This window comes from Pseudomonas sp. AC247 (assembly GCF_979258015.1).
The window spans coordinates 988941-1013704 of the sequence record NZ_OZ409829.1; the positions used below are offsets into that span (position 1 = coordinate 988941).

At 60.0% G+C, this 24764-nt stretch carries 24 protein-coding genes and 6 tRNA genes; 23 read left to right on the plus strand and 7 right to left on the minus strand.

Annotation, left to right across the window (positions count from 1 at the left end):
- Positions 1-147 precede the first annotated feature (147 nt).
- From ACZZ0B_RS04715 to ACZZ0B_RS04740, 6 genes are all read left to right on the plus strand, one after another.
- Positions 148-223 (plus strand) — tRNA-Glu (locus ACZZ0B_RS04715).
- 2 nt (positions 224-225) lie between these two features.
- Positions 226-301, plus strand: a tRNA-Gly gene (locus ACZZ0B_RS04720).
- Between the two features lie 104 nt (positions 302-405).
- A tRNA-Glu gene (locus ACZZ0B_RS04725) sits at positions 406-481 on the plus strand.
- Positions 482-484: 3 nt separating this feature from the next.
- Positions 485-560: transfer RNA gene (locus ACZZ0B_RS04730), tRNA-Gly, on the plus strand.
- A gap of 57 nt (positions 561-617) precedes the next feature.
- Positions 618-693, plus strand: a tRNA-Glu gene (locus ACZZ0B_RS04735).
- A 2-nt stretch (positions 694-695) separates the two neighbouring features.
- Positions 696-771 (plus strand) — tRNA-Gly (locus ACZZ0B_RS04740).
- Between the two features lie 142 nt (positions 772-913).
- On the opposite strand, the gene ACZZ0B_RS04745 is transcribed toward ACZZ0B_RS04740, so the two are convergent.
- From ACZZ0B_RS04745 to ACZZ0B_RS04760, 4 genes are all read right to left on the minus strand, one after another.
- The gene (locus ACZZ0B_RS04745) at positions 914-2653 is read right to left on the minus strand and encodes a dipeptidase (protein ID WP_463544477.1); all 1740 of its coding nucleotides are present in this window, start codon (positions 2651-2653) and stop codon (positions 914-916) included.
- 187 nt (positions 2654-2840) lie between these two features.
- Positions 2841-3479, minus strand: a complete 639-nt coding sequence (locus ACZZ0B_RS04750) for a LysE family translocator (RefSeq protein WP_008087842.1) — start codon at positions 3477-3479, stop codon at positions 2841-2843.
- Between the two features lies 1 nt (position 3480).
- The gene (locus ACZZ0B_RS04755) at positions 3481-4251 is read right to left on the minus strand and encodes a 2OG-Fe(II) oxygenase (RefSeq protein ID WP_008087844.1); all 771 of its coding nucleotides are present in this window, start codon (positions 4249-4251) and stop codon (positions 3481-3483) included.
- An 88-nt stretch (positions 4252-4339) separates the two neighbouring features.
- Positions 4340-4966, minus strand: coding sequence for an alanyl-tRNA editing protein (locus ACZZ0B_RS04760; RefSeq protein ID WP_440097104.1), 627 nt, complete (start codon positions 4964-4966; stop codon positions 4340-4342).
- A 90-nt stretch (positions 4967-5056) separates the two neighbouring features.
- Here ACZZ0B_RS04760 and ACZZ0B_RS04765 point away from each other — a divergent pair, with 90 nt between their 5' ends.
- On the plus strand, positions 5057-6055 hold the full coding sequence (locus ACZZ0B_RS04765) for a LysR family transcriptional regulator (protein ID WP_008087848.1): 999 nt from the start codon (positions 5057-5059) through the stop codon (positions 6053-6055).
- 94 nt (positions 6056-6149) lie between these two features.
- Here ACZZ0B_RS04765 and ACZZ0B_RS04770 read toward each other — a convergent pair whose 3' ends face one another.
- The gene (locus ACZZ0B_RS04770) at positions 6150-6557 is read right to left on the minus strand and encodes a PA2817 family protein (RefSeq protein WP_008087850.1); all 408 of its coding nucleotides are present in this window, start codon (positions 6555-6557) and stop codon (positions 6150-6152) included.
- Between the two features lie 74 nt (positions 6558-6631).
- The gene (locus tag ACZZ0B_RS04775) at positions 6632-9079 is read right to left on the minus strand and encodes an acyl-CoA dehydrogenase (protein ID WP_463544478.1); all 2448 of its coding nucleotides are present in this window, start codon (positions 9077-9079) and stop codon (positions 6632-6634) included.
- A 249-nt stretch (positions 9080-9328) separates the two neighbouring features.
- Here ACZZ0B_RS04775 and ACZZ0B_RS04780 point away from each other — a divergent pair, with 249 nt between their 5' ends.
- From ACZZ0B_RS04780 to ACZZ0B_RS04795, 4 genes are all read left to right on the plus strand, one after another.
- Entirely contained in the window at positions 9329-9988 is a 660-nt protein-coding gene (locus ACZZ0B_RS04780; protein WP_463544479.1) for a transglutaminase-like domain-containing protein, read from the plus strand.
- A gap of 43 nt (positions 9989-10031) precedes the next feature.
- Positions 10032-10655, plus strand: coding sequence for a glutathione S-transferase family protein (locus ACZZ0B_RS04785; protein WP_463544480.1), 624 nt, complete (start codon positions 10032-10034; stop codon positions 10653-10655).
- Between the two features lie 123 nt (positions 10656-10778).
- A complete protein-coding gene (locus tag ACZZ0B_RS04790) occupies positions 10779-11711 on the plus strand; it encodes an ABC transporter ATP-binding protein (RefSeq protein WP_463544481.1) in 933 nt (310 codons plus the stop codon).
- The gene (locus tag ACZZ0B_RS04795) at positions 11708-12487 is read left to right on the plus strand and encodes an ABC transporter permease (RefSeq protein WP_008087860.1); all 780 of its coding nucleotides are present in this window, start codon (positions 11708-11710) and stop codon (positions 12485-12487) included. Before ACZZ0B_RS04790 ends, ACZZ0B_RS04795 begins: the two co-directional genes overlap by 4 nt.
- Before the next feature lie 151 nt (positions 12488-12638).
- Here ACZZ0B_RS04795 and ACZZ0B_RS04800 read toward each other — a convergent pair whose 3' ends face one another.
- Positions 12639-13157, minus strand: a complete 519-nt coding sequence (locus ACZZ0B_RS04800) for a DUF2062 domain-containing protein (protein WP_008086309.1) — start codon at positions 13155-13157, stop codon at positions 12639-12641.
- 136 nt (positions 13158-13293) lie between these two features.
- Here ACZZ0B_RS04800 and ACZZ0B_RS04805 point away from each other — a divergent pair, with 136 nt between their 5' ends.
- The 12 genes from ACZZ0B_RS04805 to ACZZ0B_RS04860 all read left to right on the plus strand — a co-directional run bounded on the left by ACZZ0B_RS04805 (position 13294) and on the right by ACZZ0B_RS04860 (position 24750).
- Positions 13294-15528 carry a DNA internalization-related competence protein ComEC/Rec2 gene (locus ACZZ0B_RS04805; protein ID WP_463544482.1) on the plus strand — a complete coding sequence of 745 codons (2235 nt, stop codon included), beginning with the start codon at positions 13294-13296 and terminating at the stop codon, positions 15526-15528.
- Between the two features lie 101 nt (positions 15529-15629).
- Positions 15630-16265: a MotA/TolQ/ExbB proton channel family protein gene (locus ACZZ0B_RS04810; protein ID WP_007908216.1), complete on the plus strand. Its 636-nt coding sequence runs from the start codon at positions 15630-15632 to the stop codon at positions 16263-16265.
- A complete protein-coding gene (locus tag ACZZ0B_RS04815) occupies positions 16262-16690 on the plus strand; it encodes an ExbD/TolR family protein (RefSeq protein ID WP_008086304.1) in 429 nt (142 codons plus the stop codon). Before ACZZ0B_RS04810 ends, ACZZ0B_RS04815 begins: the two co-directional genes overlap by 4 nt.
- Positions 16690-17700, plus strand: coding sequence for a tetraacyldisaccharide 4'-kinase (gene lpxK, locus ACZZ0B_RS04820; protein ID WP_463544483.1), 1011 nt, complete (start codon positions 16690-16692; stop codon positions 17698-17700). The genes ACZZ0B_RS04815 and lpxK overlap by 1 nt, the downstream gene beginning before the upstream one ends.
- A 21-nt stretch (positions 17701-17721) precedes the next feature.
- On the plus strand, positions 17722-17907 hold the full coding sequence (locus tag ACZZ0B_RS04825; protein WP_003174668.1) for a Trm112 family protein: 186 nt from the start codon (positions 17722-17724) through the stop codon (positions 17905-17907).
- Complete coding sequence (gene kdsB, locus ACZZ0B_RS04830; RefSeq protein ID WP_463544484.1) at positions 17904-18668, plus strand: 3-deoxy-manno-octulosonate cytidylyltransferase; 765 nt, start codon at positions 17904-17906, stop codon at positions 18666-18668. The genes ACZZ0B_RS04825 and kdsB overlap by 4 nt, the downstream gene beginning before the upstream one ends.
- Positions 18668-19132 (plus strand): low molecular weight protein-tyrosine-phosphatase, encoded by a 465-nt coding sequence (locus ACZZ0B_RS04835; protein WP_463544485.1) that lies wholly within the window; start codon positions 18668-18670, stop codon positions 19130-19132. Before kdsB ends, ACZZ0B_RS04835 begins: the two co-directional genes overlap by 1 nt.
- A complete protein-coding gene (gene murB, locus ACZZ0B_RS04840) occupies positions 19129-20148 on the plus strand; it encodes a UDP-N-acetylmuramate dehydrogenase (RefSeq protein ID WP_463544486.1) in 1020 nt (339 codons plus the stop codon). The genes ACZZ0B_RS04835 and murB overlap by 4 nt, the downstream gene beginning before the upstream one ends.
- 246 nt (positions 20149-20394) lie before the next feature.
- The gene (locus tag ACZZ0B_RS04845; RefSeq protein ID WP_440097093.1) at positions 20395-20865 is read left to right on the plus strand and encodes a (2Fe-2S)-binding protein; all 471 of its coding nucleotides are present in this window, start codon (positions 20395-20397) and stop codon (positions 20863-20865) included.
- The gene (locus ACZZ0B_RS04850) at positions 20862-23183 is read left to right on the plus strand and encodes a xanthine dehydrogenase family protein molybdopterin-binding subunit (protein ID WP_463544487.1); all 2322 of its coding nucleotides are present in this window, start codon (positions 20862-20864) and stop codon (positions 23181-23183) included. Before ACZZ0B_RS04845 ends, ACZZ0B_RS04850 begins: the two co-directional genes overlap by 4 nt.
- On the plus strand, positions 23183-24163 hold the full coding sequence (locus tag ACZZ0B_RS04855; protein ID WP_463544488.1) for an XdhC family protein: 981 nt from the start codon (positions 23183-23185) through the stop codon (positions 24161-24163). Before ACZZ0B_RS04850 ends, ACZZ0B_RS04855 begins: the two co-directional genes overlap by 1 nt.
- A complete protein-coding gene (locus ACZZ0B_RS04860; RefSeq protein WP_463544489.1) occupies positions 24160-24750 on the plus strand; it encodes a nucleotidyltransferase family protein in 591 nt (196 codons plus the stop codon). The genes ACZZ0B_RS04855 and ACZZ0B_RS04860 overlap by 4 nt, the downstream gene beginning before the upstream one ends.
- The last annotated feature ends 14 nt before the right edge of the window (positions 24751-24764 follow it).

The following is a 24764-nucleotide window of genomic DNA, read 5'->3' on the forward strand; positions in this document are numbered from 1 at the left end:
CGGTTGGCCTCGTAAAGCAGGGCGAAGTCATTGATTTAAATAAATTTATATCGGGGGGTTGACGACCTCTCAATCCATCCATAGAATGCGCGCCACTTACAGCGTAAAGCGCACAGCGAAACGCGGTAGGGAGTGAAGTTGTAGTGTGTCCCCTTCGTCTAGTGGCCTAGGACACCGCCCTTTCACGGCGGTAACAGGGGTTCGAGTCCCCTAGGGGACGCCAATGCGGGAATAGCTCAGTTGGTAGAGCACGACCTTGCCAAGGTCGGGGTCGCGAGTTCGAGTCTCGTTTCCCGCTCCATTTTTAAACAGCAGTGCTTTCGGGCGGTGCTGAGTGAAACCAGAACCAAATCTTCGGACGCGGATCTGGACACCGAAACACACACCATGTGTTCCGGGTAGCGTGTCCCCTTCGTCTAGTGGCCTAGGACACCGCCCTTTCACGGCGGTAACAGGGGTTCGAGTCCCCTAGGGGACGCCATTTGCGGGAATAGCTCAGTTGGTAGAGCACGACCTTGCCAAGGTCGGGGTCGCGAGTTCGAGTCTCGTTTCCCGCTCCAAATTCTAGAAACGCCGCTCAGTGAGCGGCGTTTTTATTAGTGAAAGTTGTAGCCTGTGTCCCCTTCGTCTAGTGGCCTAGGACACCGCCCTTTCACGGCGGTAACAGGGGTTCGAGTCCCCTAGGGGACGCCATTGCGGGAATAGCTCAGTTGGTAGAGCACGACCTTGCCAAGGTCGGGGTCGCGAGTTCGAGTCTCGTTTCCCGCTCCATATTCAACAAAAACGCCGATCAGTGATGATCGGCGTTTTTGTTTGTGCGCGATTTGTCGTCGCCCACAAAAAAGGACCTTCACGGTCCTTTTTTTGCGTCTGCCAGAACCCGGCCATGCGCTGACCGGGTTCGAACGATCGATCACAGCTTCGGCAGTTGCCCGATGCGGCCCATCATTTCGGTGACGATTTGCAGGTCCAGCAAGAACTGGTCAACGGTCTTGAACTCGCCATCGGTGTGCCCGGTGTATTTCACCTCAGGGCGTGCCAGGCCAAATTGCACGCCGTTAGGCAGTTCATGCACCGACGTGGCACCGGCAGAGGTGCCGAACTCGTGCTTCATGCCGAGGTTTTCTGTAGATACGGCCAGCAATGCCTTGACCCATTCACCTTCCGGATTACGGTACATCGGTTCGGCAACCGAGTAATCGAAGGCCACGGCGACGTGAGTTTTCTTCGTCCAGGCACTGAGTTTGTCAGCGATTTCAGCCTTGAGTTTTTCTGGCGACTTGCCCTTCGGCACGCGCAGGTTGACCGCCAGTTTGAAGGCTTTGTCATCCTCACCGACATACGTCAGAGAGGTGGTCAACGGACCCATGAAACTGTCGGAGAAGCCCACCTTCAAAGTGTTGCCCAAGTAATCCAGGCCCCAGTTGTCGGCGGCGTAGCGGGCGGCATCGGTGAACTGGTTGTGCTTGAGGGCAACTTTACCGTTCAGGCTATTGATGAACACCAGCATGCGCGCCACCGGGTTCACGCCGGACTCCGGTTCGGAGGAGTGCGCAGAAACGCCGGTCACCGTCAGCTTGACGTCTTTACCGTCAACCTTGGCCGCCACTTCGAAGTTGCCGCCATTGTGCTTGGCGAACTCGTTGCCGGCCTTTTGCAGGCTGGCGGCCAGTTCGGCAGGTTTGTCGGTCAGCAATGTGACGACGGACGCCGAAGGAATCTGGTTGGTCGCCAGGCCGCCGGTCATCGAGGTGATTTCCGCGCCTTTGCCTTCGGCTGTGCGTTTGGCAAATTTGGCCATCACGGTGCCGTAGCCTTTTTCGGCAATCACCACCGGGTAACCACCGTCCAGCGCCATGTTGTAGGCCGGCGTCGGGTTGTTTTCGAAGTAGTAAGGGATGGCGTCGCCAGTGGTCTCTTCGGTGGTGTCGACCAGCAGTTTGAAGTTGCGTGCCAGTGGCAGCTTTTCTTCCTTGATCACTTTCATCGCGTACAACGCGACAACGATGCCGTTCTTGTCATCCTCGGTGCCGCGTCCGTACATGCGATCGCCAATCAGGGTGACTTTGAACGGGTTAAGCTTGGTACCGTCCTTGAGCACCCAGTTTTCCGGCGTCACCGGCACCACGTCGGCGTGGGCGTGAATGCCGACAACTTCATCGCCTGCGCCGTCGAGGGAAATTTCGTAAACGCGGTTGTCGACGTTGCGGAATTTCAGATTGAACGATTCGGCCAGGCTCTGGATCTTCGCGGCAATCTTGATGAACTCAGGATTGTCGTGCTGGGCCACACCTTCCTTCTGAAAGGTCGGGATCTCGACCAGTTCACGCAGGGTTTCCAGCGCAGCTTTGCCGTATTTCACGCGGGTGTAGATACCCAGCAGACGGTGAACTTCGTTCAGTTGTTCAGCGGTCAGGGTCTTGTTGTCGAGGAAGGCGCTGATGGCCGGGCCGAGATTTTCGCTTTTGGCGATGTCGCTCTTGGCCAGACTGCCCAGAAACTCGCGGAAATCCGTGACGGTTTTGTCGTCGAAGGATTTCAGGATGACCGCGCTTTGCTGTGGCGTGATGTTGGCTTGAGCGGCGCTAGTGAATGACGCGAGGCTGGCCAGCATCAGGGTAGCGGCGGCCAGTTGCTTGAGGGAGAAATCCATTACGGAGGCTTTCCTTGCGGGCAATTGATGAGAAATATTTCTGACGGTTGCGTCAGAAACATTTTGCAAACTAACACTGTGGGCGATTACCCAGGGAGTCCTGAAACTTGATCTGTCGCACAGAAACGCAAAAGAGGCGCAGAAATGAAAAAGTCCCGGCAAGCGATTGCCGGGACTTTTTTGTCGCTTACATCGACAGCATCAAGCGCCCGGCGAACAGAATCAGGATCACGCCCATGCTGCGTTCGAACCAGTGCCCCATGCGCATGAACAGCACGCGCACCTTGTTGCTGGAGAAAAACAGCGCGACGATCACGAACCACAACGCATTCACAAAACACATCCACAAGCCATAAAAGGCCTGGATTTGCAGGGGCGTGCTGGCACTGATGATCGTGGTGAAAATCGCCAGAAAGAACAGCGTTGCCTTGGGGTTGGTGGCGTTGGTCAGGAAACCGGTACTGAACGCCTTGAACAACGATTGTTCCACCAACGGTTCATCGGCGGCTTTTTCGCCTTCAAGGGTGGTTTTCGGTTTGCTGCGGATCAGGCTGACCCCCAGATACAAAATGTAAGCACCGCCGACTACCTTGGCCACGGTCAACAACCATGGGGTGGTGTGCATCAACGCGCCGACGCCGAGCAAGGTGTACAGAACGTGCACGGAAATTCCCGCGCCGATGCCCAGTGCCGTGCAAATCCCCACCAGCCGTCCGAAGCGTACGCTTTGGCGGATGGTCACGGCGAAGTCCGGGCCGGGAGCGACCACGGCAAGAAAGTGAATGGTGGCCAGCGCCAGAAACTCGCCCAGGTAATTCGAATACATCTCAGCTCCAGAAAGTCAGGGGTGAAGCATTGCCGCGATAGCCGACAAAGAAAGAAAGGCTCAAGCGCGGATCTGCCACGCCCGGGGTCACCGAGTGCATGCAGCGCGAATTGAACATGATGAAGTCGCCGGGTTGCGGTCGTACTTCAAGCGCTGGCGGACCGAGCAGCGCCGGGTCGATGCCGTAACTGTCACCACGCATTTCGTCGAACTGATCCGGGCTGATGTCGTCGTCCCACATCTGCAACGCGCCGCCCTCGGTCGGCATGTTCAGGTAGACGTTGCAGGCAAATTGCGCTTCGAGGCTGCGTGCCTGAAAACTGTCCGGCGCGTCCTTGGCAAAAATGTCGTGGTGGGCGAGAAAGCACACCCCGGGCTTCACCACCCGCGACAGGCCGACATACATTTTGCGACCGTAGAGGTTTTCCAGATGCGCGCCGGCCGGCCAGGATTCGTCGAGCATGCAGCGCAAGGTATCGACCGGCGAAGAGTAGGGCGCGCAGCGATTGCGCAATTCAGCAATATTGCCGGTGGCGCGTTCGAAGTAATCCTCGATCAACAGCGGCTGGTTTTCTGCTTCGTAAAACGCCATGCCGATGCGGCCGATGCTCGGTGCGTTGATGTACCCCTCAAAGCCTGGAGCGAGAATCTTGTCGCCAATTTCGATGGCCAGCGGCGTGGGCAAAAAGCCTTTGACGCGGATGGCGAGGACTTCTTCGTTGGCCAGTTTTTTTATGCACGTCTCATCGAGACGCTCGACGTCTAGCATCATTTTTTTAGGTCCATCTATCGATAGTCAACGGAACCTGCGAGTGCGGTTCCCCGGCGTCGGACGCTGCGCAGGGCAGCGCCCGAAATGCTCAATCCACGTGGTAGTGGACGGACAGCGTGCCCTTCTTCTGCGACAGGGACGCGATCGTGACTGTGCCCAACTCCTTCAGGCTACGAACGTGGGTGCCGCCGCAGCCATAGGCCGGCAGTTCACCAAAACCGATTTCCCGTGCGCCTTCACGCAGCGAGGTCAGGCGCGGCAGATCGTCGTCGATCCACTGCCCGATCCCGGACTGGAGGGTCTGCGCGTCGACCTCCTGTGCACTGTCGCTCGGTTTGAATTGCACCCGGCCTTCGTCTGGCCAGTGATGCGCCTTGATCGGCATCCAGCCCATGGCCTGGACAAAATGGCCGATCAGGTGCCCGGCAGAATGCATGCGCGTGTTGAACTCGCGCCGCGGCTGGTCAACCCGGATAGCGGTCATGCCGAGCGGAACAGGGCGGTCGACGAAATGAATGATCCGCTCCGGATCCTGCACCACGCGCAGAACCTGGGCTTCTCCGATCCAGCCGGTATCGCAAGGCTGGCCACCACCCTGCGGATGAAACAGCGTGGCGCGCAGCACCACGGCGAATTCTTGCTCATGGGCCGTGCAATCGAGCACTTCCACATTAGCCTTGAGGTCATCGCTATGGAAAAAGAGGCGAAGCGTCATATTCCATGCCCTTATTAAAGTTTCTGTTTTTATTATATGAATCGTGTAATAACGTGATAATCCGTTCAAACATCAAAGGACTTGTGCGCTGTGAGCATAAATCTGCCGCTACCGCTGCTCGGTGAAATGGCGATTTTCGTCAAGGTCGTGGAGACCGGCAGCTTCTCTGAAGCAGCCCGCCAACTGGGGTCGTCACCGTCCGCAGTCAGTCGCAGTATTTCCCGCCTGGAAAAAGCTCTGGCCACCCGCTTGTTGCAGCGCACCACACGCAAGCTGCGCTTGAGTGACGGCGGCGAAGAAGTGTTCAAGCGCTGTCAGGAGATGGTCAGCGCGGCCAAGTCAGTGATGGAAATCAGCGGCCAGTTCACGCATGAAGCCGAAGGGCTGGTGCGGGTCAGCGTGCCGAAAGCGGTCGGGCGCTTTGTGATTCATCCGCACATGCCGGAGTTTTTGCGGCGCTATCCCAAGGTCGATGTCGAGTTGCTGCTGGAGGACCGTCAGGTTGATCTGATCGACGATCATGTTGATCTGGCCATTCGCATCACCGACCGGCCACCGGCCGGGTTGGTCGGTCGGCAATTGCTGACCATCGACCATATGCTGTGCGCCACCCCGCAATACCTGGCCGAACACGGCACGCCGACGCACCCGCATGACTTGCTCAACCACAGCTGCATTTACCTGGGCGAAACCCCGAGCGATGCGCGCTGGAAATTCAAGAAGGGCAGTAAGTCGGTAACGGTCGGAGTACGTGGTCGATATGCCGCCAACCATACGGGTGTGCGGTTGGGCGCGGTGTTGCAGCACATCGGCATTGGCAGCCTGCCGTACTTCACCGCGCGTTATGCGTTGGAGCAGAAGTTGATTGTGCAGGTGTTGCCGGACTGGACGTTCCTGGCTTCCTACCACGGTGGACTCTGGCTGTTGCATTCGCCCACGCGGTATTTGCCGCCAAAATTGCGCGTGTTCATCGACTATCTGGTGGAGTGTCTGGAGAGGGAGCCGACGTTGAGCAAGCCGGGCAAGGCGGGCAGTGTGAATAACGCGGCGATGGCGTATGAGCTGCCGGAAAGTGAAGGGTTGTTGTAGCGCAAAAGCAAAAGATCGCAGCCTTCGGCAGCTCCTACAGAGGAATGCGCCTTCCTGTAGGAGCTGCCGAAGGCTGCGATCTTTTGATGTTAAATCAGTGCTTGCTGTCCTGAGCGGACATCGCCAGCAACTGCTTTTCCTGATTCCAGTCGAACGGTTCGTCGTTCTGTTCAGCTTCGTAACGACGCTCTTCCAGCGCCTGGTACATGTCGATTTCTTCATCGGACAGATAATGCAGGCAGTCACCGGCGAAGAACCACAGCAGATCCCGCGGAATCAGGTGAGCGATTTGCGGATAACGGGTAATCACTTGAGTCAGGATGTCCTGGCCCAGGTATTGGCTTTCGATCGGATCGATCGGCAGCGATGCGAGCAGTTCGTCGAAACGCTCCAGAAACAAGGCATGGCTTTCTTCGGGAACCTGTTCGGCCTCACCTACGGCGACCAGGATACTGCGCAGGTGGTCGAGCAACACAAGATGATCGGCAACGACGTTGGACACGAGATAAGTCCTCAAGAGCAAAACGGGCGCGGGAGTATAAAGCTCCTGCGCCCGCTTGGACATGGGTCTTAGGATCAGCGGACTTTGCCCTCTGCCTGTTTCAGCTCCTCTTTGTCGAAATCATCGACATCGATCACCTTGCGTCGCGCCGCTTCGGCATCACGCAGGCTCTGCGCTTCCACCGCTTGCAGTACGCCGGCCTCCAGTGCCGCGTCGATCGCGTGTTCGCCGGCGACCGGTTTGACCTGGCCGCTTTTCAGCGACACATGCAGCTTTTTATGCAGCGGTTGCGCAGCCGTCAGCAGATCGCTGGCGTGTTGCAGCGCACCGACCGCATCGTCCGGCGACTGTGGGCGATAGCAACCGGCGAGCAGTTCTTCCAGCGCCGGATCGCCCTTCGCGCGACCAATCACGCCAGCCACTTCGGCACCGAGTTTGTCCGACGGGCCTTTGTGACGACGGCCAAACGGGAAGACGATGACGCGCAGCAGGCAACCGAAGACTTTGTTGGGGAAGTTGCGCAGCAACTCGTCCATTGCCCGCTCCGCCTGGCCGAGGCTTTCTTCCATGGCCCAGCGGAACAGCGGCTCCATATATGCCGGCGAATCCAGATCGTGATAACGCTTGAGCGCCGCCGAGGCCAGGTACAGGTTGCTCAACACATCGCCCAGTCGTGCCGACAGACGCTCGCGGCGTTTCAGCTCGCCGCCGAGCAGCATCATGCTGAAGTCGGCGAGCATCGCAAAGGCTGCAGCCTGACGGTTAAGCGCGCGGAAATAGCCCTGGCTGATCTTGTCGCCCGGCGCATGCTCGAAGTGGCCGAAACCAAGGTTCAGCACCAACGTGCTGGCAGCGTTGCTCACGGCAAAGCCGATGTGCTTGAGCAGCAGGCCGTCGAACTCTTTCAGCGCCTGATCCTTGTCCTCGCGGCCGGCGAGGGCCATTTCCTTGAGCACGAACGGATGGCAACGAATCGCGCCCTGACCGAAGATCATCAGGTTGCGTGACAGAATGTTCGCGCCTTCCACGGTGATGAAGATCGGTGCACCGTTCCAACTGCGCCCCAGGTAATTGTTCGGGCCCATGATGATCGCCTTGCCGCCGTGGACATCCATGGCGTGGCTGATGCATTCGCGGCCGCGTTCGGTGAGGTGGTATTTCAGAATCGCCGACAGCACCGACGGTTTTTCGCCCAGATCGACCGCGTTGGCCGTGAGCATCCGCGCGGCGTCCATCATCCACGCGTTGCCGCCGATGCGCGCCATCGCTTCCTGAATGCCTTCGAACGCTGACAGCGGCACGTTGAATTGTTCTCGGATTTGCGCGTACTGACCGGTGACCAGACTGGTGAACTTGGCGGCGCCGGTACCCACCGCTGGCAGCGAGATCGAACGGCCGACCGACAGACAGTTCATCAGCATCATCCAGCCTTTGCCGAGCATCTCCTGACCGCCGATAAGGAAGTCCAGCGGGATGAACACGTCTTTGCCGGAGTTCGGGCCGTTCATGAACGCAGCGCCCAGTGGCAGGTGACGACGGCCGATTTCGACGCCGTCGGTGTCGGTCGGGATCAGCGCGAGGCTGATGCCGAGGTCTTCCTTCTCACCCAACAAGTGTTCCGGGTCATACGCTTTGAACGCCAGGCCGAGCAGTGTCGCCACCGGCCCGAGAGTGATGTAGCGTTTTTCCCAGTTCAGGCGCAGGCCAATGACTTCCTGACCTTCCCACTGACCTTTGCAGATGATCCCGGTGTCGGGCATTGCACCGGCATCGGAACCGGCGAGCGGGCCGGTGAGGGCGAAGCATGGAATGTCGTCGCCACGGGCCAGACGGGGCAGGTAGTGATTGCGTTGTTCGTCGGTGCCGTAATGCAGCAACAGTTCAGCCGGGCCGAGGGAGTTGGGCACCATCACGGTGGAGGCGAGGTCGCCGCTGCGGGTTGCGAGTTTCATCGCCACTTGCGAGTGGGCGTAGGCCGAGAAGCCTTTGCCGCCAAATTCTTTTGGAATGATCAGGGCGAAAAAACCGTGTTCCTTGATGTGCGTCCAGGCCTCGGGCGGCAGATCCATCGACTGGCCGATCTGCCAGTCGGTGACCATCGCGCAGAGTTCTTCGGTCGGGCCATCGATGAAGGCTTGTTCTTCTTCAGTCAGTTGCACCTTGGGATAGGCCAGCAGTTTGTCCCAGTCCGGACGGCCGCTGAACAGCTCGCCATCCCACCACACGGTACCGGCATCGATCGCGTCGCGTTCGGTCTGCGACATCGGCGGCAAGGTTTTCTGGAACCAGTTGAACAGCGGCGCGGTGAAATGTTTGCGGCGCAGGTCAGGCAGCAGCAACGGCGCGGCGACCACCGCTAGCAGCACCCAGAACACCAGCAGCAACCAGCCCGGTGCGTGACTGAAAATGCCCATTGCCAATAAGTAGACGGCAACGATGCCCAACGCGGGCAACGGGGCGATACGCCGGTGGGCGATATACGCCACGCCGACAACCAAAACCAGTATCCACAACAACAGCATATTTCAGTCCTCCGTGAACCAAGGCAAATCGACCCTCCAGAGCTTAGACCGCATCTGCAAAACCGGGTGGTCAGACCAAGGTGATTGAAATCGTGGGAAACCCCGGATCGTTTTCGTAGGTTCGGTGGGCAACACGTGTGGGAAATCGTTCGGTGATCCCGCGTCTTTGCATCCATGTTTGGCCGAAACGTCGTTATCTCTGTGCTTGAGCTGTCGCTAGACTCCAGATTCATTCAGGAGACTGCCGTCATGCACGAGTATCTGAGTCCCGGCCGCTTCACCGATAGTGACCACCCGGCGGTGGTGGAGTTCGCTGAACGACATCGGGGTGCCAGTCGCGACCCGGTCGAGCAGGCGATCAATCTTTATTACGCCGTGCGCGAAGCGGTGCGCTACAACCCCTACACTTTCAGTCGCGATCCGCAAACCCTGCGCGGCAGCTACGCGTTGGCGGCGGGGGAGAGTTATTGCGTGCCCAAAGCCACGCTGCTCGCCGGTTGCGCGCGGCATTGCGGGATCCCGGCGCGGATCGGTCTGGCCGACGTGAAGAATCATTTATCGACGCCGCGTCTGCTCGAATTGCTGAAAAGCGACATGTTCGCCATGCACGGTTACACCGAGTTTTTCCTCAACGATCGTTGGGTCAAGGCAACGCCGGCGTTCAACCAGAAACTGTGCGAACTGTTCAACGTCGCGCCGCTGGAATTCGACGGCATCAATGACAGCGTTTTCCATCCGTTCAATCGTGAAGGCGCACAATTGATGGAGTACCTGGTCGATCACGGTCAGTTCGCCGATGTGCCGGAAACCTTCTTCTTCGAACACCTGGAGAAATGCTATCCGCACCTGTTCGGCGATCAGCAGCCACAACTGTTGGGCGACATGCACAACGATGTAAGCCGCGTCTGATCCGGCGTATGCTGGCCGCCCACGCATTTGCAAAGAGGCGGTCATGCTGAAGATCTGGGGACGGAAAAACTCATCGAATGTCAGGAAGCCATTGTGGGCCGCCGAGGAACTCGGCTTGGCCTACGAGGCGATTGATGCCGGTGGCGCGTTCGGTGTGGTCGACACACCGCAGTACCGGGCGATGAACCCGAACGGTCGCGTGCCGGTGATCGAAGACGACGGTTTCGTGCTGTGGGAATCCAACGCCATCGTGCGCTACTTGCTGGGCAAGCATGCGCCGAACAGCACTTGGTATTCGGCCGGTCCGCAAGCCCGCGCCATCGCTGACAAGTGGATGGACTGGACCACGTCGAGTTTTGCCGGGCCGTTCCGCACGGTGTTCTGGGGCGTCTTGCGCACCCCGGCGGACAAGCAGGACTGGCCAGCGATCAACGCCGCGATCAAGGAATGCAGCGAGTTGCTGAGCATGGCCGACGAGGCGTTGGCCAGCCAACCGTATCTTTCCGGCCAAGACATTGGCATGGGCGATATCCCGCTCGGCAGTTTCATTTATGCCTGGTTCGAGATGCCCATCGAACGCGCCCCGCAAGCGCATCTGCAGGCCTGGTACGAGCGCCTGAAGCAGCGTCCGGCCTACCAGAAAGCAGTCATGACCGCGTTGACTTAATACCTACTATCGACACACTTGACTGTACTTGTACGGCGGCGGCAAGCACCATTGCGCACTTGCGCTGCGGTTCGATCCTTCGCCGCCGTCTTCTTTTTTCCTTCAATGGTGCGTAAATCAGATATGAGTTCCGCTCTGTCCATCCGGCAGCTAACCAAAACCTACGGCAACGGGTTCCAGGCCTTGAGTGGTATCGATCTGGACGTCGCCGAAGGTGACTTTTTCGCCTTGCTCGGCCCTAACGGTGCCGGCAAATCCACAACCATCGGCATTCTCTCGACCCTGGTCAACAAGACCAGCGGCACGGTGAATATCTTCGGTCACGACCTCGACAAAAATCCTGCGCAGCTCAAGCGCTCGATCGGCGTGGTGCCGCAGGAATTCAACTTCAACCAGTTTGAGAAGACCTTCGACATCGTCGTCACTCAGGCCGGTTACTACGGCATTCCGGCGAAAGTCGCCAAGGAACGCGCCGAGCAGTATCTGACGCAACTGGGCCTGTGGGACAAGCGCGATGTGCCGTCGCGTTCGCTGTCCGGCGGCATGAAGCGCCGTTTGATGATTGCCCGCGCGCTGGTGCACGAACCGCGTCTGCTGATCCTCGATGAGCCGACCGCAGGTGTCGACATCGAGTTGCGCCGCTCGATGTGGACGTTCCTCACCGAACTGAACCAGAAAGGCATCACCATCATCCTCACCACGCACTATCTGGAAGAGGCTGAGCAGCTGTGCCGCAACATCGGCATCATCGACCACGGCACCATCGTCGAGAACACCAGCATGAAACAGTTGCTGGGCCAGTTGCACGTCGAAACCTTCTTGCTCGACCTGAAAAACGACTTGAGCGTCACGCCGCAATTGCTCGGCTACCCCGCGCGGTTGATCGACAGCCATACCCTGGAAGTCCAGGTCGACAAATCCATGGGCATCACGGCGTTGTTCACCCAATTGGCGCAGCAGAACATTGAAGTGCTGAGTCTGCGCAACAAAACCAATCGCCTTGAGGAGCTGTTCGTGTCCCTGGTGGAGAAAAATCTGTCGAAGGTGGCGGTATGAGTTCCGAATTCCGTCCCAACCTCGTCGCCCTGCAGACCATCGTTTACCGCGAGGTCAAACGCTTTACGCGGATCTGGCCGCAGACCCTGCTGCCGCCAGCAATCACCATGGTTCTGTATTTTGTGATCTTCGGGAACCTGATCGGCCGGCAGATCGGCGACATGGGTGGCTTCACCTACATGGAGTACATCGTGCCGGGCCTGATCATGATGTCGGTGATCACCAACTCTTACGGCAACGTGGTCTCGAGTTTTTTTGGCAGCAAGTTCCAGCGTTCCATCGAAGAATTGATGGTCTCACCGGTATCGCCGCATACGATTCTGATCGGCTTCACCATTGGCGGTGTATTGCGCGGTCTGATGGTGGGCGTGATCGTGACGATTCTGTCGCTGTTCTTCACCCATTTGCAGGTGCATCACCTCGGCGTGACCATTCTGGTGGTAGTACTGACGGCGACGATCTTCTCGCTGCTGGGCTTCATCAACGCCGTGTTTGCGCGCAACTTCGATGACATCTCGATCATCCCGACGTTCGTACTGACGCCGCTGACGTATCTGGGTGGGGTGTTCTACTCGATCACCTTGCTGCCGCCGTTCTGGCAGACCGTGTCGCTGGCGAACCCGGTGCTGCACATGGTCAATGCGTTCCGTTACGGCATTCTCGGTGTGTCGGATATCAAGATCGGCATCGCGATCACCTTCATGCTGGTGGCGACTGTAGTGCTGTATCTCGGTTGTGCGCGTTTACTTGTGAGTGGCCGCGGGATGCGTACCTGATCCACACACAATCCCTGTAGGAGCTGCGGCACGCTGCGATCTTTTGATTGTGACCTTCAAGATCAAAAGATCGCAGCGTGCCGCAGCTCCTGCAGGTCGTGTCCGGCAGCACCAAACAAAACGGCCTCCCATTGCGGAGGCCGTTTTGCGTTCAAGGCTGGCGGCTTTTCTTGCGCCGCGCCCACTGTCGCGCCACCCACCAGCGCCAATACATCATCACCACGAAGTAGGCGAGGGCACCCAGTACCAGCCCGCACACCACCGAACCCAGCAGAAACGGCTGCCACAGCGTTGACAGCTCCCCGCTGATCCACTCCCAGGTCAGCTCATCCGGCAGATGCCGCGCCGGCACATCCATCAACCACGCCCCGGCCTGATAGGTGCAAAAAAACACCGCCGGCATGGTGATCGGGTTGGTCAGCCACACCAGGCTGACGGCAATCGGCATGTTCCCGCGCACAGTGATGGCCAGCGCGGCCGCCACCAGCATCTGTGCTGGAATGGGCAGGAAAGCGGCGAACAAACCGACGGCCATCGCCCGCGCGACCGAGTGGCGATTGAGGTGCCAGAGGTTGGGGTCATGCAGCAACTTGCCGAGAAAGCGTAAGGATTTGTGTTCCCTGATGCTCGTCGGGTCGGGCATGTAACGTTTGAATAAGCGCCGGGGCATAAGGCTTCTCGGTCGGTTAAGGCGGCAAGTATGTCTGGATTCTAGGGGGCGCCCATTCAGACTTTGTGACAATTGTTGACGACGGCCATGCCGAACAGCCGCTATGCCTAGAGGTGCGACTCTCAAGGACGGGCTTATGCGCACAGGGATGATGGCGCTGGCAGTCGGTCTGCTGGTGGTGGTTTTTTTGCCGGGTTTACCGCCGGTCGGGTTACTGGTGGTATTGCCGGCGGTGGGGCTGATATTGCTGCCGTTTCGCAGCTATCCATTGGCGTTTTTGCTGTTCGGTTTCACCTGGGCCGGTGTCGGCGCGCACTGGGCACTGGATGATCAACTGGCGAGCCATCTCGACGGCGAGACGCGTTGGCTGGAGGGGCGAGTCGTCGGCCTGCCGCAACACAGTGATGGCGTCGTGCGTTTTGAATTGGCCGATGCGCGTTCGCGTCACGCAACGTTGCCGCCGCTGATGCGTCTGGCCTGGTATGCCGGGCCGCCGGTCAACAGCGGCGAGCGCTGGCGTCTGGCGGTCAAGCTCAAGCGTCCCGCCGGCCTGCTCAATCCTGATGCCTTCGATTACGAAGCGTGGCTGTTGGCGCAGCGCATCGGTGCAACGGGCACGATCAAGGACGGTGAGCGTCTGAGCACGGCGCGATGGGCGTGGCGCGACAGCCTTCGTCAGCGTTTGCTTGAAGTCGATGCGCAAGGTCGCGAAGGCGCGTTGGCGGCGCTGGTGCTCGGTGACGGTTCCGGGCTCAGTCGCGAGGATTGGCAGGTCCTGCAGGACACCGGCACCGTGCATTTGCTGGTGATTTCCGGCCAGCACATCGGATTGCTCGCGGCGGTGATGTACCTGCTGGTTGCAGGACTCGCTCGTTACGGGTTGTGGCCGCTGCGTTGGTCGTGGCTGCCGTGGGCCTGTGGCTTGGCTTTCGCCGCTGCCGTCGGTTACGGCTTGCTCGCCGGTTTTGATGTGCCGGTGCAGCGCGCTTGCGTGATGGTCGGGCTGGTGCTGCTGTGGCGCCTGCGCTTTCGCCATCTGGGGGCGTGGTGGCCGCTGCTGCTGGCGTTCAACGGCGTGTTGTTGCTGGACCCGCTGGCCAGCTTGCGCCCGGGTTTCTGGTTGTCTTTCGTTGCTGTGGCGGTGCTGGTTTTCACCTTCAGCGGTCGGCTGGGCGCGTGGCGCTGGTGGCAAACCTGGACGCGAGCGCAGTGGTTGATTGCCATCGGCTTATGCCCGGTGTTGCTGGCGCTGAACCTGCCAATCAGCCTCAGCGGGCCGCTGGCCAATCTGCTGGCGGTGCCGTGGGTCAGCCTGGTGGTGCTGCCGCCGGCCTTGCTCGGCACGTTGTTGTTGCCGCTGCCCTATGTCGGCGAAAGCTTGCTGTGGCTGGCCGGTGGATTGATCGATGGGCTGTTTCGCGCGCTGGCGGTGATTGCCGGGATCTGGCCTGCGTGGACAGCACCGTCGATATCCACATGGATGTGGGCGTTCGGCAGTCTGGGTGCCGTGTTGTTGCTGTTGCCGCGCGGCGTGCCGATGCGGCCGCTGGGCTGGCCATTGTTGCTGATGCTGGTGGTGCCGCCGCGTGAGCGGTTGGACGAAGGTCTGGCTGACGTCTGGCAACTGGATGTCGGTCAGGGGCTGGCGATCCTGATCAGAACCCGTCACCACGCGCTGCTCTATGACGCCGGCCCGCGTTTCGGCGATTTCGATCTGGGCGAGCGCGTGGTGCTGCCGGCGTTGCGCAAACTCAGCGTGGAGAACCTCGATCTGATGCTGCTCAGCCACGCCGATGCCGATCATGCCGGCGGTGCGCTGGCCGTCGCCCGAGGCCTGAAGGTCGGCAGGGTACTCAGTGGCGATCCGCCGGGACTGCCGGCCGAGCTTGGCGCTCAAGCCTGCGAAAGTGGTGAGCAATGGGAGTGGGATGGCGTGCGTTTTCAGCTCTGGGTATGGTCGGACGCCCACGACAGCAACCAGCGCTCCTGCGTGTTGCAGATCGAGGCCAGTGGCGAACGTCTATTGCTGACGGGCGATATCGACACTCACGCCGAACGCGTTCTGCTCGACAGTCCATTGGCCGTGCCCACGCAATGGTTGCAGGCCCCGCACCATGGCAGCCGCAGCTCGTCGTCCATGGCCCTGCTCAAGGCGCTGAAGCCTGAAGCCGTGTTGATCTCCCGAGGTCACGGCAATTCCTTCGGCCATCCGCATCCGACCGTACTGGCGCGCTATCGTAAACAAGGCCTGCGCATCTATGACAGTGCCGAGCAGGGCGCTATTCATCTGCAACTGGGTCGCTTCACGCCACCGTGGACGATGCGTCAACAGCGGCGTTTCTGGCGCGATCCGCCTGCGCTCGCCCGTTGATCGGTGCCAGCATGGATGGCACATCACGGTCGTCGGAGGGGCGGGTCTTAATCGCGGATCGGTATGGTAAAGTGGCGCACTTTTTCGAGGGGACTGTCACTGTGTGGGAATTGGTCAAATCCGGCGGCTGGATGATGTTGCCGATCATTCTGAGTTCCATCGCGGCCATGGCGATTGTCGCCGAGCGCCTGTGGACCCTGCGCGCCAGTCGCGTCACCCCCGAGCATCTGCTGGGCCAGGTCTGGGTGTGGATCAAGGACAAGCAGCTCAACAAAGAAAAACTCAAGGAACTGCGTGCCAACTCGCCGCTGGGCGAAATCCTCGCCGCCGGTCTGGCCAACTCCAAGCATGGTCGCGAGATCATGAAAGAGTGCATTGAAGAGGCCGCCGCCCGCGTCATTCACGAGCTCGAACGCTACGTCAATGCGCTGGGCACCATCGCTGCGATGTCGCCGTTGCTCGGCCTGCTGGGTACGGTGCTGGGCATGATCGATATTTTCAGCGCCTTCACCGGTTCCGGCATGACCACCAACGCTTCGGTATTGGCCGGTGGTATCTCGAAAGCGCTGATCACCACTGCGGCAGGCCTGATGGTCGGTATTCCGGCGGTGTTCTTCCATCGGTTCCTGCAACGCCGCATCGATGAGCTGGTGGTGGGCATGGAGCAGGAAGCGATCAAACTGGTTGAAGTGGTGCAGGGCGACCGTGACGTTGACCTGGCCGAGGGCCGCGCGTGAAATTCCGTCGCAAGCCTCGGGAAACGATCGACATCAACCTCGCGTCGTTGATCGACGTGGTGTTCATCCTGCTGCTGTTTTTTGTCGTGACCACTACGTTTACCCGCGAAACCCAGTTGCGCGTCGATCTGCCGGAAGCGGTCAGTGGCTCGCCGGCCGAAGATCAGCAACTCAAGCAGATCGACGTGGCCATCAGCGCTGAAGGCGTGTTTTCGGTGAACAACAAGATTTTGCCGAAAAATGATCTGGCGACCTTGATGGAAGCCATGCAGAAAGAATCCAACGGCGACACCACTATGCCGTTGTCGATCAGTGCCGACGGCAAGACTCAGCATCAATCAGTGATCACCGCCATGGACGCGGCCGGCAAGCTCGGTTTCAGCCATCTGCGCATGACCACGGTTGAGGCGGCGCCGAAATCCTGATGAGCCTGGCCGATCGCTTGCTCGCCGCGTGGTATCAGGGTCACCCGGCCCTGACGCTGCTGCGGCCGCTGGAAATGTTGTACCGCCGCGTGGTGGTCAACAAACGTCAGCGTTTTCTCGACGGTGAAGGCCAGATTTACCAGCCGCCAGTGCCGTTGATCGTGGTTGGCAACATCACCGTGGGTGGTACCGGCAAGACGCCGATGATTCTCTGGCTGATCGAACACTGCCGGCGCAGCGGTCTGCGTGTTGGCGTAGTCAGCCGTGGTTACGGCGCCAAGCCGCCGCAGTTGCCATGGCGGGTCGAGGCTGATCAGGCCGCCGACGTTGCTGGCGACGAACCGCTGCTGATCGTCCAGCGCACCGGCGTGCCATTGATGATCGACCCCGATCGCAGCGCCGCCGTCAAAGCCTTGCTCGCCAGTGAACCGCTGGATCTGATCCTCTCCGATGACGGCATGCAGCATTACCGTCTGGCGCGGGATCTGGAGTTGGTGCTGATCGACGCTGCCCGTGGACTCGGCAATAAACGTTGCCTGCCGGCGGGGCCGTTGCGCGAGCCGATCGAGCGTCTGCAAAGTGTCGACGGCGTATTGTTCAACGGTGCCACGGCTGATCGCGACGACGGTTTCGCTTTCCATCTGCAGCCGACCGCGCTGGTCAATCTGCGCAGCGGCGAGCGTAAACCGCTCGATCTTTTTCCAGCAGGCCAGGCCGTGCACGCGGTCGCCGGGATCGGCAATCCGCAACGTTTCTTCAATACCCTCGAAGCGCTAGACTGGCGCGCAGTCCCGCATGCGTTTGCCGACCACGCCGAATACAGCGTGCAGGCGTTGAATTTCACCCCGTCATTGCCGTTGGTGATGACCGAAAAGGACGCGGTGAAGTGCCGTGCCTTTGCTGCTGCCGACTGGTGGTATCTGGCGGTTGATGCCGTGCCGTCGCCGGCCTTCGTGGCCTGGTTCGACACACAGCTGATGCGCCTGTTGCCCGATCGTCTTTTGCCTTAACTCTTTATCCAGGGAATGTTCATGGACACCAAATTGCTCGACATCCTCGCGTGCCCGATCTGCAAAGGCCCGCTCAAGCTCAGTGCCGACAAGACCGAACTGATCAGTAAGGGTGCCGGCCTGGCATACCCGATCCGCGACGGCATCCCGGTGATGCTCGAAAGCGAAGCGCGCACCCTGACCACCGACGAGCGTCTGGATAAATGACCACCGCCTTCACCGTTGTCATCCCGTCGCGTTATGCCTCGACCCGCCTGCCGGGCAAGCCGTTGCTGGACATCGCCGGCAAGCCGATGATCCAGCACGTCTGGGAACAGGCGAGCAAAAGCAGCGCCACCCGTGTGGTGGTTGCGACTGACGATGCGCGCATCGTCGAGGCCTGCAAAGGCTTTGGCGCCGAAGTGGTGCTGACCCGTGAAGATCACAACTCCGGCACCGATCGTCTGGCTGAAGTCGCGGCGAAACTGGGCCTTGAGCCCGACGCGATCGTGGTCAACGTGCAGGGTGACGAGCCGCTGATTCCGCCAAGCGTGATCGATCAGGTCGCTGCCAACCTCGCTGCCCACACCGAAGCGCGCATGGCCACCCTGGCTGAGCCGATCGAAGACGTCGACACCCTGTTCAACCCGAACGTGGTCAAGGTCGTCAGCGACATCAACGGTCTGGCGCTGACCTTCAGTCGCGCGACTTTGCCGTGGGCACGCGATGCCTTCGCCAAAAGCCGCGAGCAATTGCCCGAAGGCGTGCCGTACCGTCGCCATATCGGCATCTATGCCTACCGCGCCGGTTTCCTCGAGGATTTCGTCAGCTGGGGCCCGTGCTGGCTGGAGAACACTGAGTCGCTCGAACAGCTGCGTGCCCTGTGGCACGGCGTGCGCATTCATGTTGCCGACGCGCTGATCGCTCCGCCAACCGGCGTCGACACCGTTGAAGACCTTGAGCGCGTTCGTCGCCTGCTGGGGGCCTGATGCGCGTTCTGTTTGTGTGCCTGGGCAACATTTGCCGTTCGCCCACGGCCGAAGGCGTATTGCGCCACAAATTGCGTGAAGCAGGGCTCGCGGAACAGGTCGAAGTGGCCTCCGCCGGCACCGGTGACTGGCACGTCGGCAATCCGCCAGACAAACGCAGTCAGGCCGTCGCCAAAGTGCGCGGTTATGACCTGTCGGCGCAACGCGCGCAACAGGTCAGCCGTGCCGACTTCGCCAGTTACGATCTGATTCTGGCGATGGACAACAGCAACCTGCGCAACCTCAAGACCCTGCAGCCGTCCACCGGTAAAGCCGAGCTGGATCTGTTCCTGCGCCGTTATGCCGGGCTGGTCGATGAAGTGCCGGACCCGTATTACGACGGCGATCAAGGGTTCGAGCAGGTGCTGGATCTGATTGAAGCGGCTTGTGACCAATTGTTGATCGAAGTGAAGGGCCGGTTATGAGTTTGCAGGTGCAATCGCAGGTTTCCCTCAAACCTTTCAACAGTTTTGGTGTGGATGTTCGCGCGCAATTGTTCGCCGAAGTCCACAACGATGCTGACGTTCGCGAAGCGCTGGCTTATGCCACTGCCCACGACATGCCGTTGCTGGTGATCGGTGGTGGCAGCAATTTGCTGCTGACCGCAGACATTCCGGCGCTGGTGCTGCGCATGGCCACCCGTGGCATTCGTGTGATCAGCGACGACGGCAGTCGCGTGGTGATCGAGGCGGAAGCGGGCGAGCCGTGGCATCCGTTCGTACAGCACACGTTGGCGCAAGGTTTCTCCGGACTGGAGAACCTCAGCCTGATTCCGGGCACCGTCGGCGCTGCGCCGATGCAGAACATTGGCGCTTACGGCGTCGAGATCAAGGATGTGTTCGCCGGGCTCACCGCGCTGGATCGTCAGACCGGCGAGCTGCGCGATTTCACCCTGGAAGAATGCAACTTCGCCTACCGCGACAGCCTGTTCAAGCAGCAGCCGGGGCGTTGGCTGATCCTGCGGGTGCGCTTCACGCTCAATCGCGTCGCGCAATTGCATCTGGAATATGGCCCGGTGCGTCAGCGCCTGACCGAGCAGGGCATTGAGCATCCGACGCCGACCGATGTCAGCCGCGCCATCTGCAGCATCCGCAGTGAAAAACTGCCGGATCCGGCGGTGCTCGGCAATGCCGGCAGCTTCTTCAAAAACCCGCTGGTGTCGGCGGCCATCGTCGCGCAGATCAAAGCGCAGCACCCGGATGTGGTGGCTTACGCGCAGCCGGACGGCCAGATGAAGTTGGCCGCTGGTTGGTTGATCGAGCGCGCCGGCTGGAAAGGTTTCCGCGAAGCCGATGCCGGCGTGCACAAATTGCAGGCGCTGGTGCTGGTCAATTACGGCACCGCGACCGGCCTGCAATTGTTCGATCTGGCGCAACGTATCCAGAAAGACATTGCCGAACGTTTCAATGTCGACCTGGAAATGGAGCCCAATCGCTATTGAGGCTACGCTTTCCAAGCGCCATCCAGAGCCCTGCACTGATGAAAAAGTGCAGGGCTTTTTCGTTAATGCTGGGTTAACTTAGCGAGCTAACGATAACCGTCATTTGCTCCACCAAAGGCCCGGTGCAGACGTTCGCGTCGACACAAGAGAGCCTCATTAGCCTGAGTCGATCTGCGTGAACCACCGCCGATGCAACGGCGGCAGATTGCTCGACCCCATAACCACCAACAATATGCGGGCGTGCCCATGATTACCCTGAAACTCAATGGTCAAGACCATCCCCTTGATGTCACGGAAGACATGCCGCTGCTCTGGGCCATCCGCGACGTCGCCGGTTACAACGGCACCAAATTCGGCTGCGGCATGGGCCTGTGTGGTGCCTGCACCATTCACATCGACGGTCTGCCGGCACGCAGTTGCATCACGCCGATTGGCTCGGTGATCGGGCAGAACGTCACCACCATCGACAACCTGCATGCCGACCCCGTCGGGCAAGTCGTCCAGCAAGCCTGGCTCGACACGGCGGTCGCGCAGTGCGGTTTCTGTCAGGGCGGGCAAATCATGTCGGCCACCGCATTGCTCAAAACCAATCCGAACCCGAGCGACGAGCAGATCGAAGAAGCCATGGTCGGCAACATCTGTCGCTGCGGCACTTATAACCGGATCAAAACTGCAATCCGCCAGGCCTCCACGCATCTGAATGAGGCGAAAGCATGAGCCGCCTTCCGAACGATTTCGCCCTGAGCAATCTCAGTCGCCGCGGTTTCCTCAAAGGCGTCGGCGCGACAGGCGCGTTGGTGCTGGCCGCGAGTTGGGGTTGGCAGGATGCGCTGGCCGACGAGAAAGAAAAGAAATTCGGCGCTGACGGCATGCCCAACGGCTGGATCGATGATCCGAAAGTCTATGTGAGCATTGCGGCTGACGGCACCGTCACCGTGGTCTGCAATCGCTCGGAGATGGGCCAGGGCGTGCGTACCAGTCTGACCATGGTCGTTGCCGATGAGCTGGACGCCGATTGGGCCAAGGTCAAAGTGCAGCAGGCGCCGGGCGATGAAGTGCGTTTCGGCAATCAGGACACCGACGGATCGCGCAGCATGCGGCACTGGTACGAACCGATGCGGCGTTGCGGCGCTGCGGCCCGGACGATGCTCGAACAAGCGGCGGCCGCGCAGTGGAAAGTGCCGGTCGGCGAATGCCACGCGCAACTGCACAAAGTCATTCACCAGCCATCCGGGCGTGAGCTGGGTTACGGCGAACTCGCCGCCGCAGCCAGTGCGTTGACGGTGCCGGCGCGTGACAGCCTGCGCCTCAAGCAACCATCGGAATTTCGCTACATCGGCAAGGAAGGCACCAAAGCCATCGATGGCGACGACATCGTCAACGGCCGCGCCGTGTACGGTGCCGACGTGCATTTCGACGGCATGTTGTACGCGACCATTGCCCGTCCGGCGGTGTATGGCGGCAAGGTCAAATCGCTGGATGACAGCGCCGCACTGAAAGTCCCCGGCGTGCTGAAAGTGATTCAGATTGAAGGCCGTCCACTGCCTTCGGAGTTTCAGCCGCTGGGTGGCGTGGCGGTGGTTGCCAGCAATACCTGGGCTGCAATCAAGGGCCGCGAAGCGCTCAAAATCGAATGGGATGACGGCCCCAACGCCAGTTACGACTCGATCGCCTATCGCAAGGAACTCGAAGCCGCGTCGCTGAAACCCGGCAAAGTCGTGCGCAACACCGGCGATATCGACAAGGCTTTGAGCGGCGCTGCCAGCACCCTCGAAGCTTCGTATTATTTGCCGCATCTGGCGCAGGCTCCAATGGAGCCGATGGTTGCCATCGCCCGTTACAAGGACGGTGTTTGCGAGGCTTGGGCGCCGAGTCAGGCGCCACAAGTCACCCGCGAACGGATTGCTGAGCGTCTCGGGCTGCCGTTCGACAACGTCACCTTTAATGTCACGCTGCTTGGTGGTGGTTTCGGTCGCAAGTCAAAACCGGACTTCGTCGTTGAAGCGGCGATCCTCGCCAAGGAGTTTCCCGGCAAAGCGGTGCGGGTGCAGTGGACGCGTGAAGATGACATCCACAACTCGTACTTCCACACCGTGTCCGCCGAATATTTGAAAGCAAGCGTCGGCAAGGATGGCATGCCGTCCGGTTGGTTGCATCGCACCGTGGCACCGAGCATCACCGCGCTGTTCGCGCCGGGCATGAACCATGAAGCGGCGTTCGAGCTGGGCATGGGCTTCACCAACATGGCTTATGCGATTCCCAATGTGCGCCTGGAAAACCCCGAAGCGACCGTGCACACGCGGGTCGGCTGGTATCGCTCGGTGTCGAACATTCCCCATGGTTTTGCGATCCAGAGTTTCGTCGATGAACTGGCGCACAAGGCCGGCGAGGATCCGCTCAAGTACCAGATCAAACTGCTCGGCCCTGATCGCCAGATTGACCCGCGCACGCTGAGTGAAGAGTGGAACTACGGCGAATCTCCCGAGCGTTATCCGATCGATACCGGGCGCATGCGCACCGTGCTGGAAACCGCTGCCAAAGCCGCCGGTTGGGGGCGCAAACTGCCCAAGGGGCGTGGTCTGGGGCTGGCCGTGCATTACAGCTTCGTCACTTACGTGGCGGCAGTGATCGAAGTCGAAGTTAAAGACGATGGCACGCTGATCGTGCACAAGGCGGATATTGCCGTCGACTGCGGGCCGCAGATCAACCCTGAGCGGATTCGCTCGCAGTTCGAGGGGGCTTGCGTGATGGGCCTGGGTAACGCGGTGCTGGGTGAAATCAGCTTCAAGGACGGTAAGGTCCAGCAGGACAACTTCCATATGTATGAGGTGGCGCGCATGTCGCTGGCGCCGAAAGAAGTCGCCGTGCATCTGGTGACGCCGCCGGGCGACGTGCCGCTGGGTGGAGTTGGTGAGCCCGGTGTGCCGCCGATTGCGCCGGCGCTGTGCAACGCGATCTTTGCTGCCACCGGCAAGCGTATTCGCAACCTGCCGGTGCGTTATCAGTTGCAGGGCTGGCAGAAGGCTGAGGCGTAATGGACAGCGTCGACCTCAACGTTCTGCGCAGCGTGCTTGAATGGCGCCGCGCCGGGCAGCAGGTGGTGCTTTTCAGTGTCGTGCAGACCTGGGGCACGGCGCCTCGGGCACCCGGTGCCATGCTCGCTTTGCGCGAGGATGGCGTGGTGATCGGTTCAGTGTCGGGCGGTTGCGTCGAGGATGATTTGATCGCGCGCCTGCACGACGGGCGTATCGCCAGCGATGGCCCGCCCGTGCAACTGATTACCTACGGTGTCACCCGTGAGGAAGCCGCGCGGTTTGGTTTACCGTGTGGCGGCACGTTGCGCTTGACCGAAGAACGGGTCGGCGATCCCCAGTGGGTTGCCGAGTTGCTGGCGCGTTGCGAAGCGCACGAGATCGTTGCCCGTGAGCTGAACATCGAAACCGGTGAGGTTGTGCTGTCGGCGGCGAGCAAAACCGATTCGCTCGAATTCGACGGCAAGACCTTACGCGCGATCTACGGCCCGCGCTGGCGATTGCTGTTGATCGGTGCCGGGCAATTGTCGCGCTATGTAGCGGACATGGCGCGGCTGCTGGATTTCGAAGTGCTGATCTGCGATCCACGTACTGAATTCGTTTATGGCTGGGAAGAGCATCACGGACGTTTCGTTGCAGGCATGCCGGATGAAGCGGTGCTGAGTATCCAGACCGACGAACGTACGGCGATTGTCGCGTTGACGCATGACCCACGGCTGGATGACATGGCACTGCTCACGGCGCTGGATTCGCCAGCCTTTTATGTCGGTGCGCTGGGCTCGCGGGTCAACAGTCTGAAGCGCCGGGATAATCTGGCTCAGCTAGGCTTGTCGGTACAGGCGATTGATCGACTGCATGGCCCCATCGGTTTGCACATCGGCAGTCATTCGCCGGCGGAGATTGCGTTATCGCTGTTGGCGGAGATCGTCGCGATCAAGAACGGTGTCGAGTTGAAACAGAAGAAACCCCTGGAGGACGCATGAGTCGATCCATCGCAGTGATCGTATTGGCGGCGGGCGAGGGCAGTCGCTTTCGCCAGGTGGCGGGTGTTGATAAGGACAAATTGTTGGCCGACTGTGCGGGACGCGATGGCGCGGTGCGTTCGGTGATCGAGCAGATTCTGGTGAATCTGCCAGCGAGTCTCGACAAGCGCGTACTGGTCACCACTGAAGCGCGACCGCAAGCGATGCGTATGGCTCAAGCTTATGGTTGTGAGGTTGTGACGATCGAGTCCACCGGTATGGGCGACAGCATTGCAGCGGGTGTTGCGGCTTGCCCTGACGTCGATGGGTGGCTGATTGTGCTGGGGGATATGCCGTTTATCTTGCCGTCGAGTATTGAGCGGGTGGTCGCAGCCATAGCTGATGATGCGGTGAGCGTGCCGGTGCAGGATGGCGAGTTTGGGCATCCGGTGGGGTTTGGTCGCGCGTTTGGTCCGGGGTTGTTGGCATTGAGCGGAGATCGCGGGGCTCGGCCGTTGTTCAAACAGGGCAGGGTGGTTGAAGTGGTGGTGGATGATCCCGGAGTGTTGTGGGATATCGATGTGCCTGAGGCTTTGGTTTTTAAATAACAGCAAGATCAAAA

Excerpts from the sequence above, each read along its gene's own strand:
- ACZZ0B_RS04745 (WP_463544477.1), bottom strand. The coding sequence starts at position 2,653 with ATGGATTTCTCCCTCAAGCAACTGGCCGCCGCTACCCTGATGCTGGCC.
- ACZZ0B_RS04750 (WP_008087842.1), bottom strand. The coding sequence starts at position 3,479 with ATGTATTCGAATTACCTGGGCGAGTTTCTGGCGCTGGCCACCATTCAC.
- ACZZ0B_RS04755 (WP_008087844.1), bottom strand. The coding sequence starts at position 4,251 with ATGATGCTAGACGTCGAGCGTCTCGATGAGACGTGCATAAAAAAACTG.
- ACZZ0B_RS04760 (WP_440097104.1), bottom strand. The coding sequence starts at position 4,966 with ATGACGCTTCGCCTCTTTTTCCATAGCGATGACCTCAAGGCTAATGTG.
- ACZZ0B_RS04775 (WP_463544478.1), bottom strand. The coding sequence starts at position 9,079 with ATGCTGTTGTTGTGGATACTGGTTTTGGTTGTCGGCGTGGCGTATATC.
- ACZZ0B_RS04780 (WP_463544479.1), top strand. The coding sequence starts at position 9,329 with ATGCACGAGTATCTGAGTCCCGGCCGCTTCACCGATAGTGACCACCCG.
- ACZZ0B_RS04785 (WP_463544480.1), top strand. The coding sequence starts at position 10,032 with ATGCTGAAGATCTGGGGACGGAAAAACTCATCGAATGTCAGGAAGCCA.
- ACZZ0B_RS04790 (WP_463544481.1), top strand. The coding sequence starts at position 10,779 with ATGAGTTCCGCTCTGTCCATCCGGCAGCTAACCAAAACCTACGGCAAC.
- ACZZ0B_RS04795 (WP_008087860.1), top strand. The coding sequence starts at position 11,708 with ATGAGTTCCGAATTCCGTCCCAACCTCGTCGCCCTGCAGACCATCGTT.
- ACZZ0B_RS04800 (WP_008086309.1), bottom strand. The coding sequence starts at position 13,157 with ATGCCCCGGCGCTTATTCAAACGTTACATGCCCGACCCGACGAGCATC.
- ACZZ0B_RS04805 (WP_463544482.1), top strand. The coding sequence starts at position 13,294 with ATGCGCACAGGGATGATGGCGCTGGCAGTCGGTCTGCTGGTGGTGGTT.
- lpxK (WP_463544483.1), top strand. The coding sequence starts at position 16,690 with ATGAGCCTGGCCGATCGCTTGCTCGCCGCGTGGTATCAGGGTCACCCG.
- ACZZ0B_RS04825 (WP_003174668.1), top strand. The coding sequence starts at position 17,722 with ATGGACACCAAATTGCTCGACATCCTCGCGTGCCCGATCTGCAAAGGC.
- kdsB (WP_463544484.1), top strand. The coding sequence starts at position 17,904 with ATGACCACCGCCTTCACCGTTGTCATCCCGTCGCGTTATGCCTCGACC.
- ACZZ0B_RS04835 (WP_463544485.1), top strand. The coding sequence starts at position 18,668 with ATGCGCGTTCTGTTTGTGTGCCTGGGCAACATTTGCCGTTCGCCCACG.
- murB (WP_463544486.1), top strand. The coding sequence starts at position 19,129 with ATGAGTTTGCAGGTGCAATCGCAGGTTTCCCTCAAACCTTTCAACAGT.
- ACZZ0B_RS04845 (WP_440097093.1), top strand. The coding sequence starts at position 20,395 with ATGATTACCCTGAAACTCAATGGTCAAGACCATCCCCTTGATGTCACG.
- ACZZ0B_RS04850 (WP_463544487.1), top strand. The coding sequence starts at position 20,862 with ATGAGCCGCCTTCCGAACGATTTCGCCCTGAGCAATCTCAGTCGCCGC.
- ACZZ0B_RS04855 (WP_463544488.1), top strand. The coding sequence starts at position 23,183 with ATGGACAGCGTCGACCTCAACGTTCTGCGCAGCGTGCTTGAATGGCGC.
- ACZZ0B_RS04860 (WP_463544489.1), top strand. The coding sequence starts at position 24,160 with ATGAGTCGATCCATCGCAGTGATCGTATTGGCGGCGGGCGAGGGCAGT.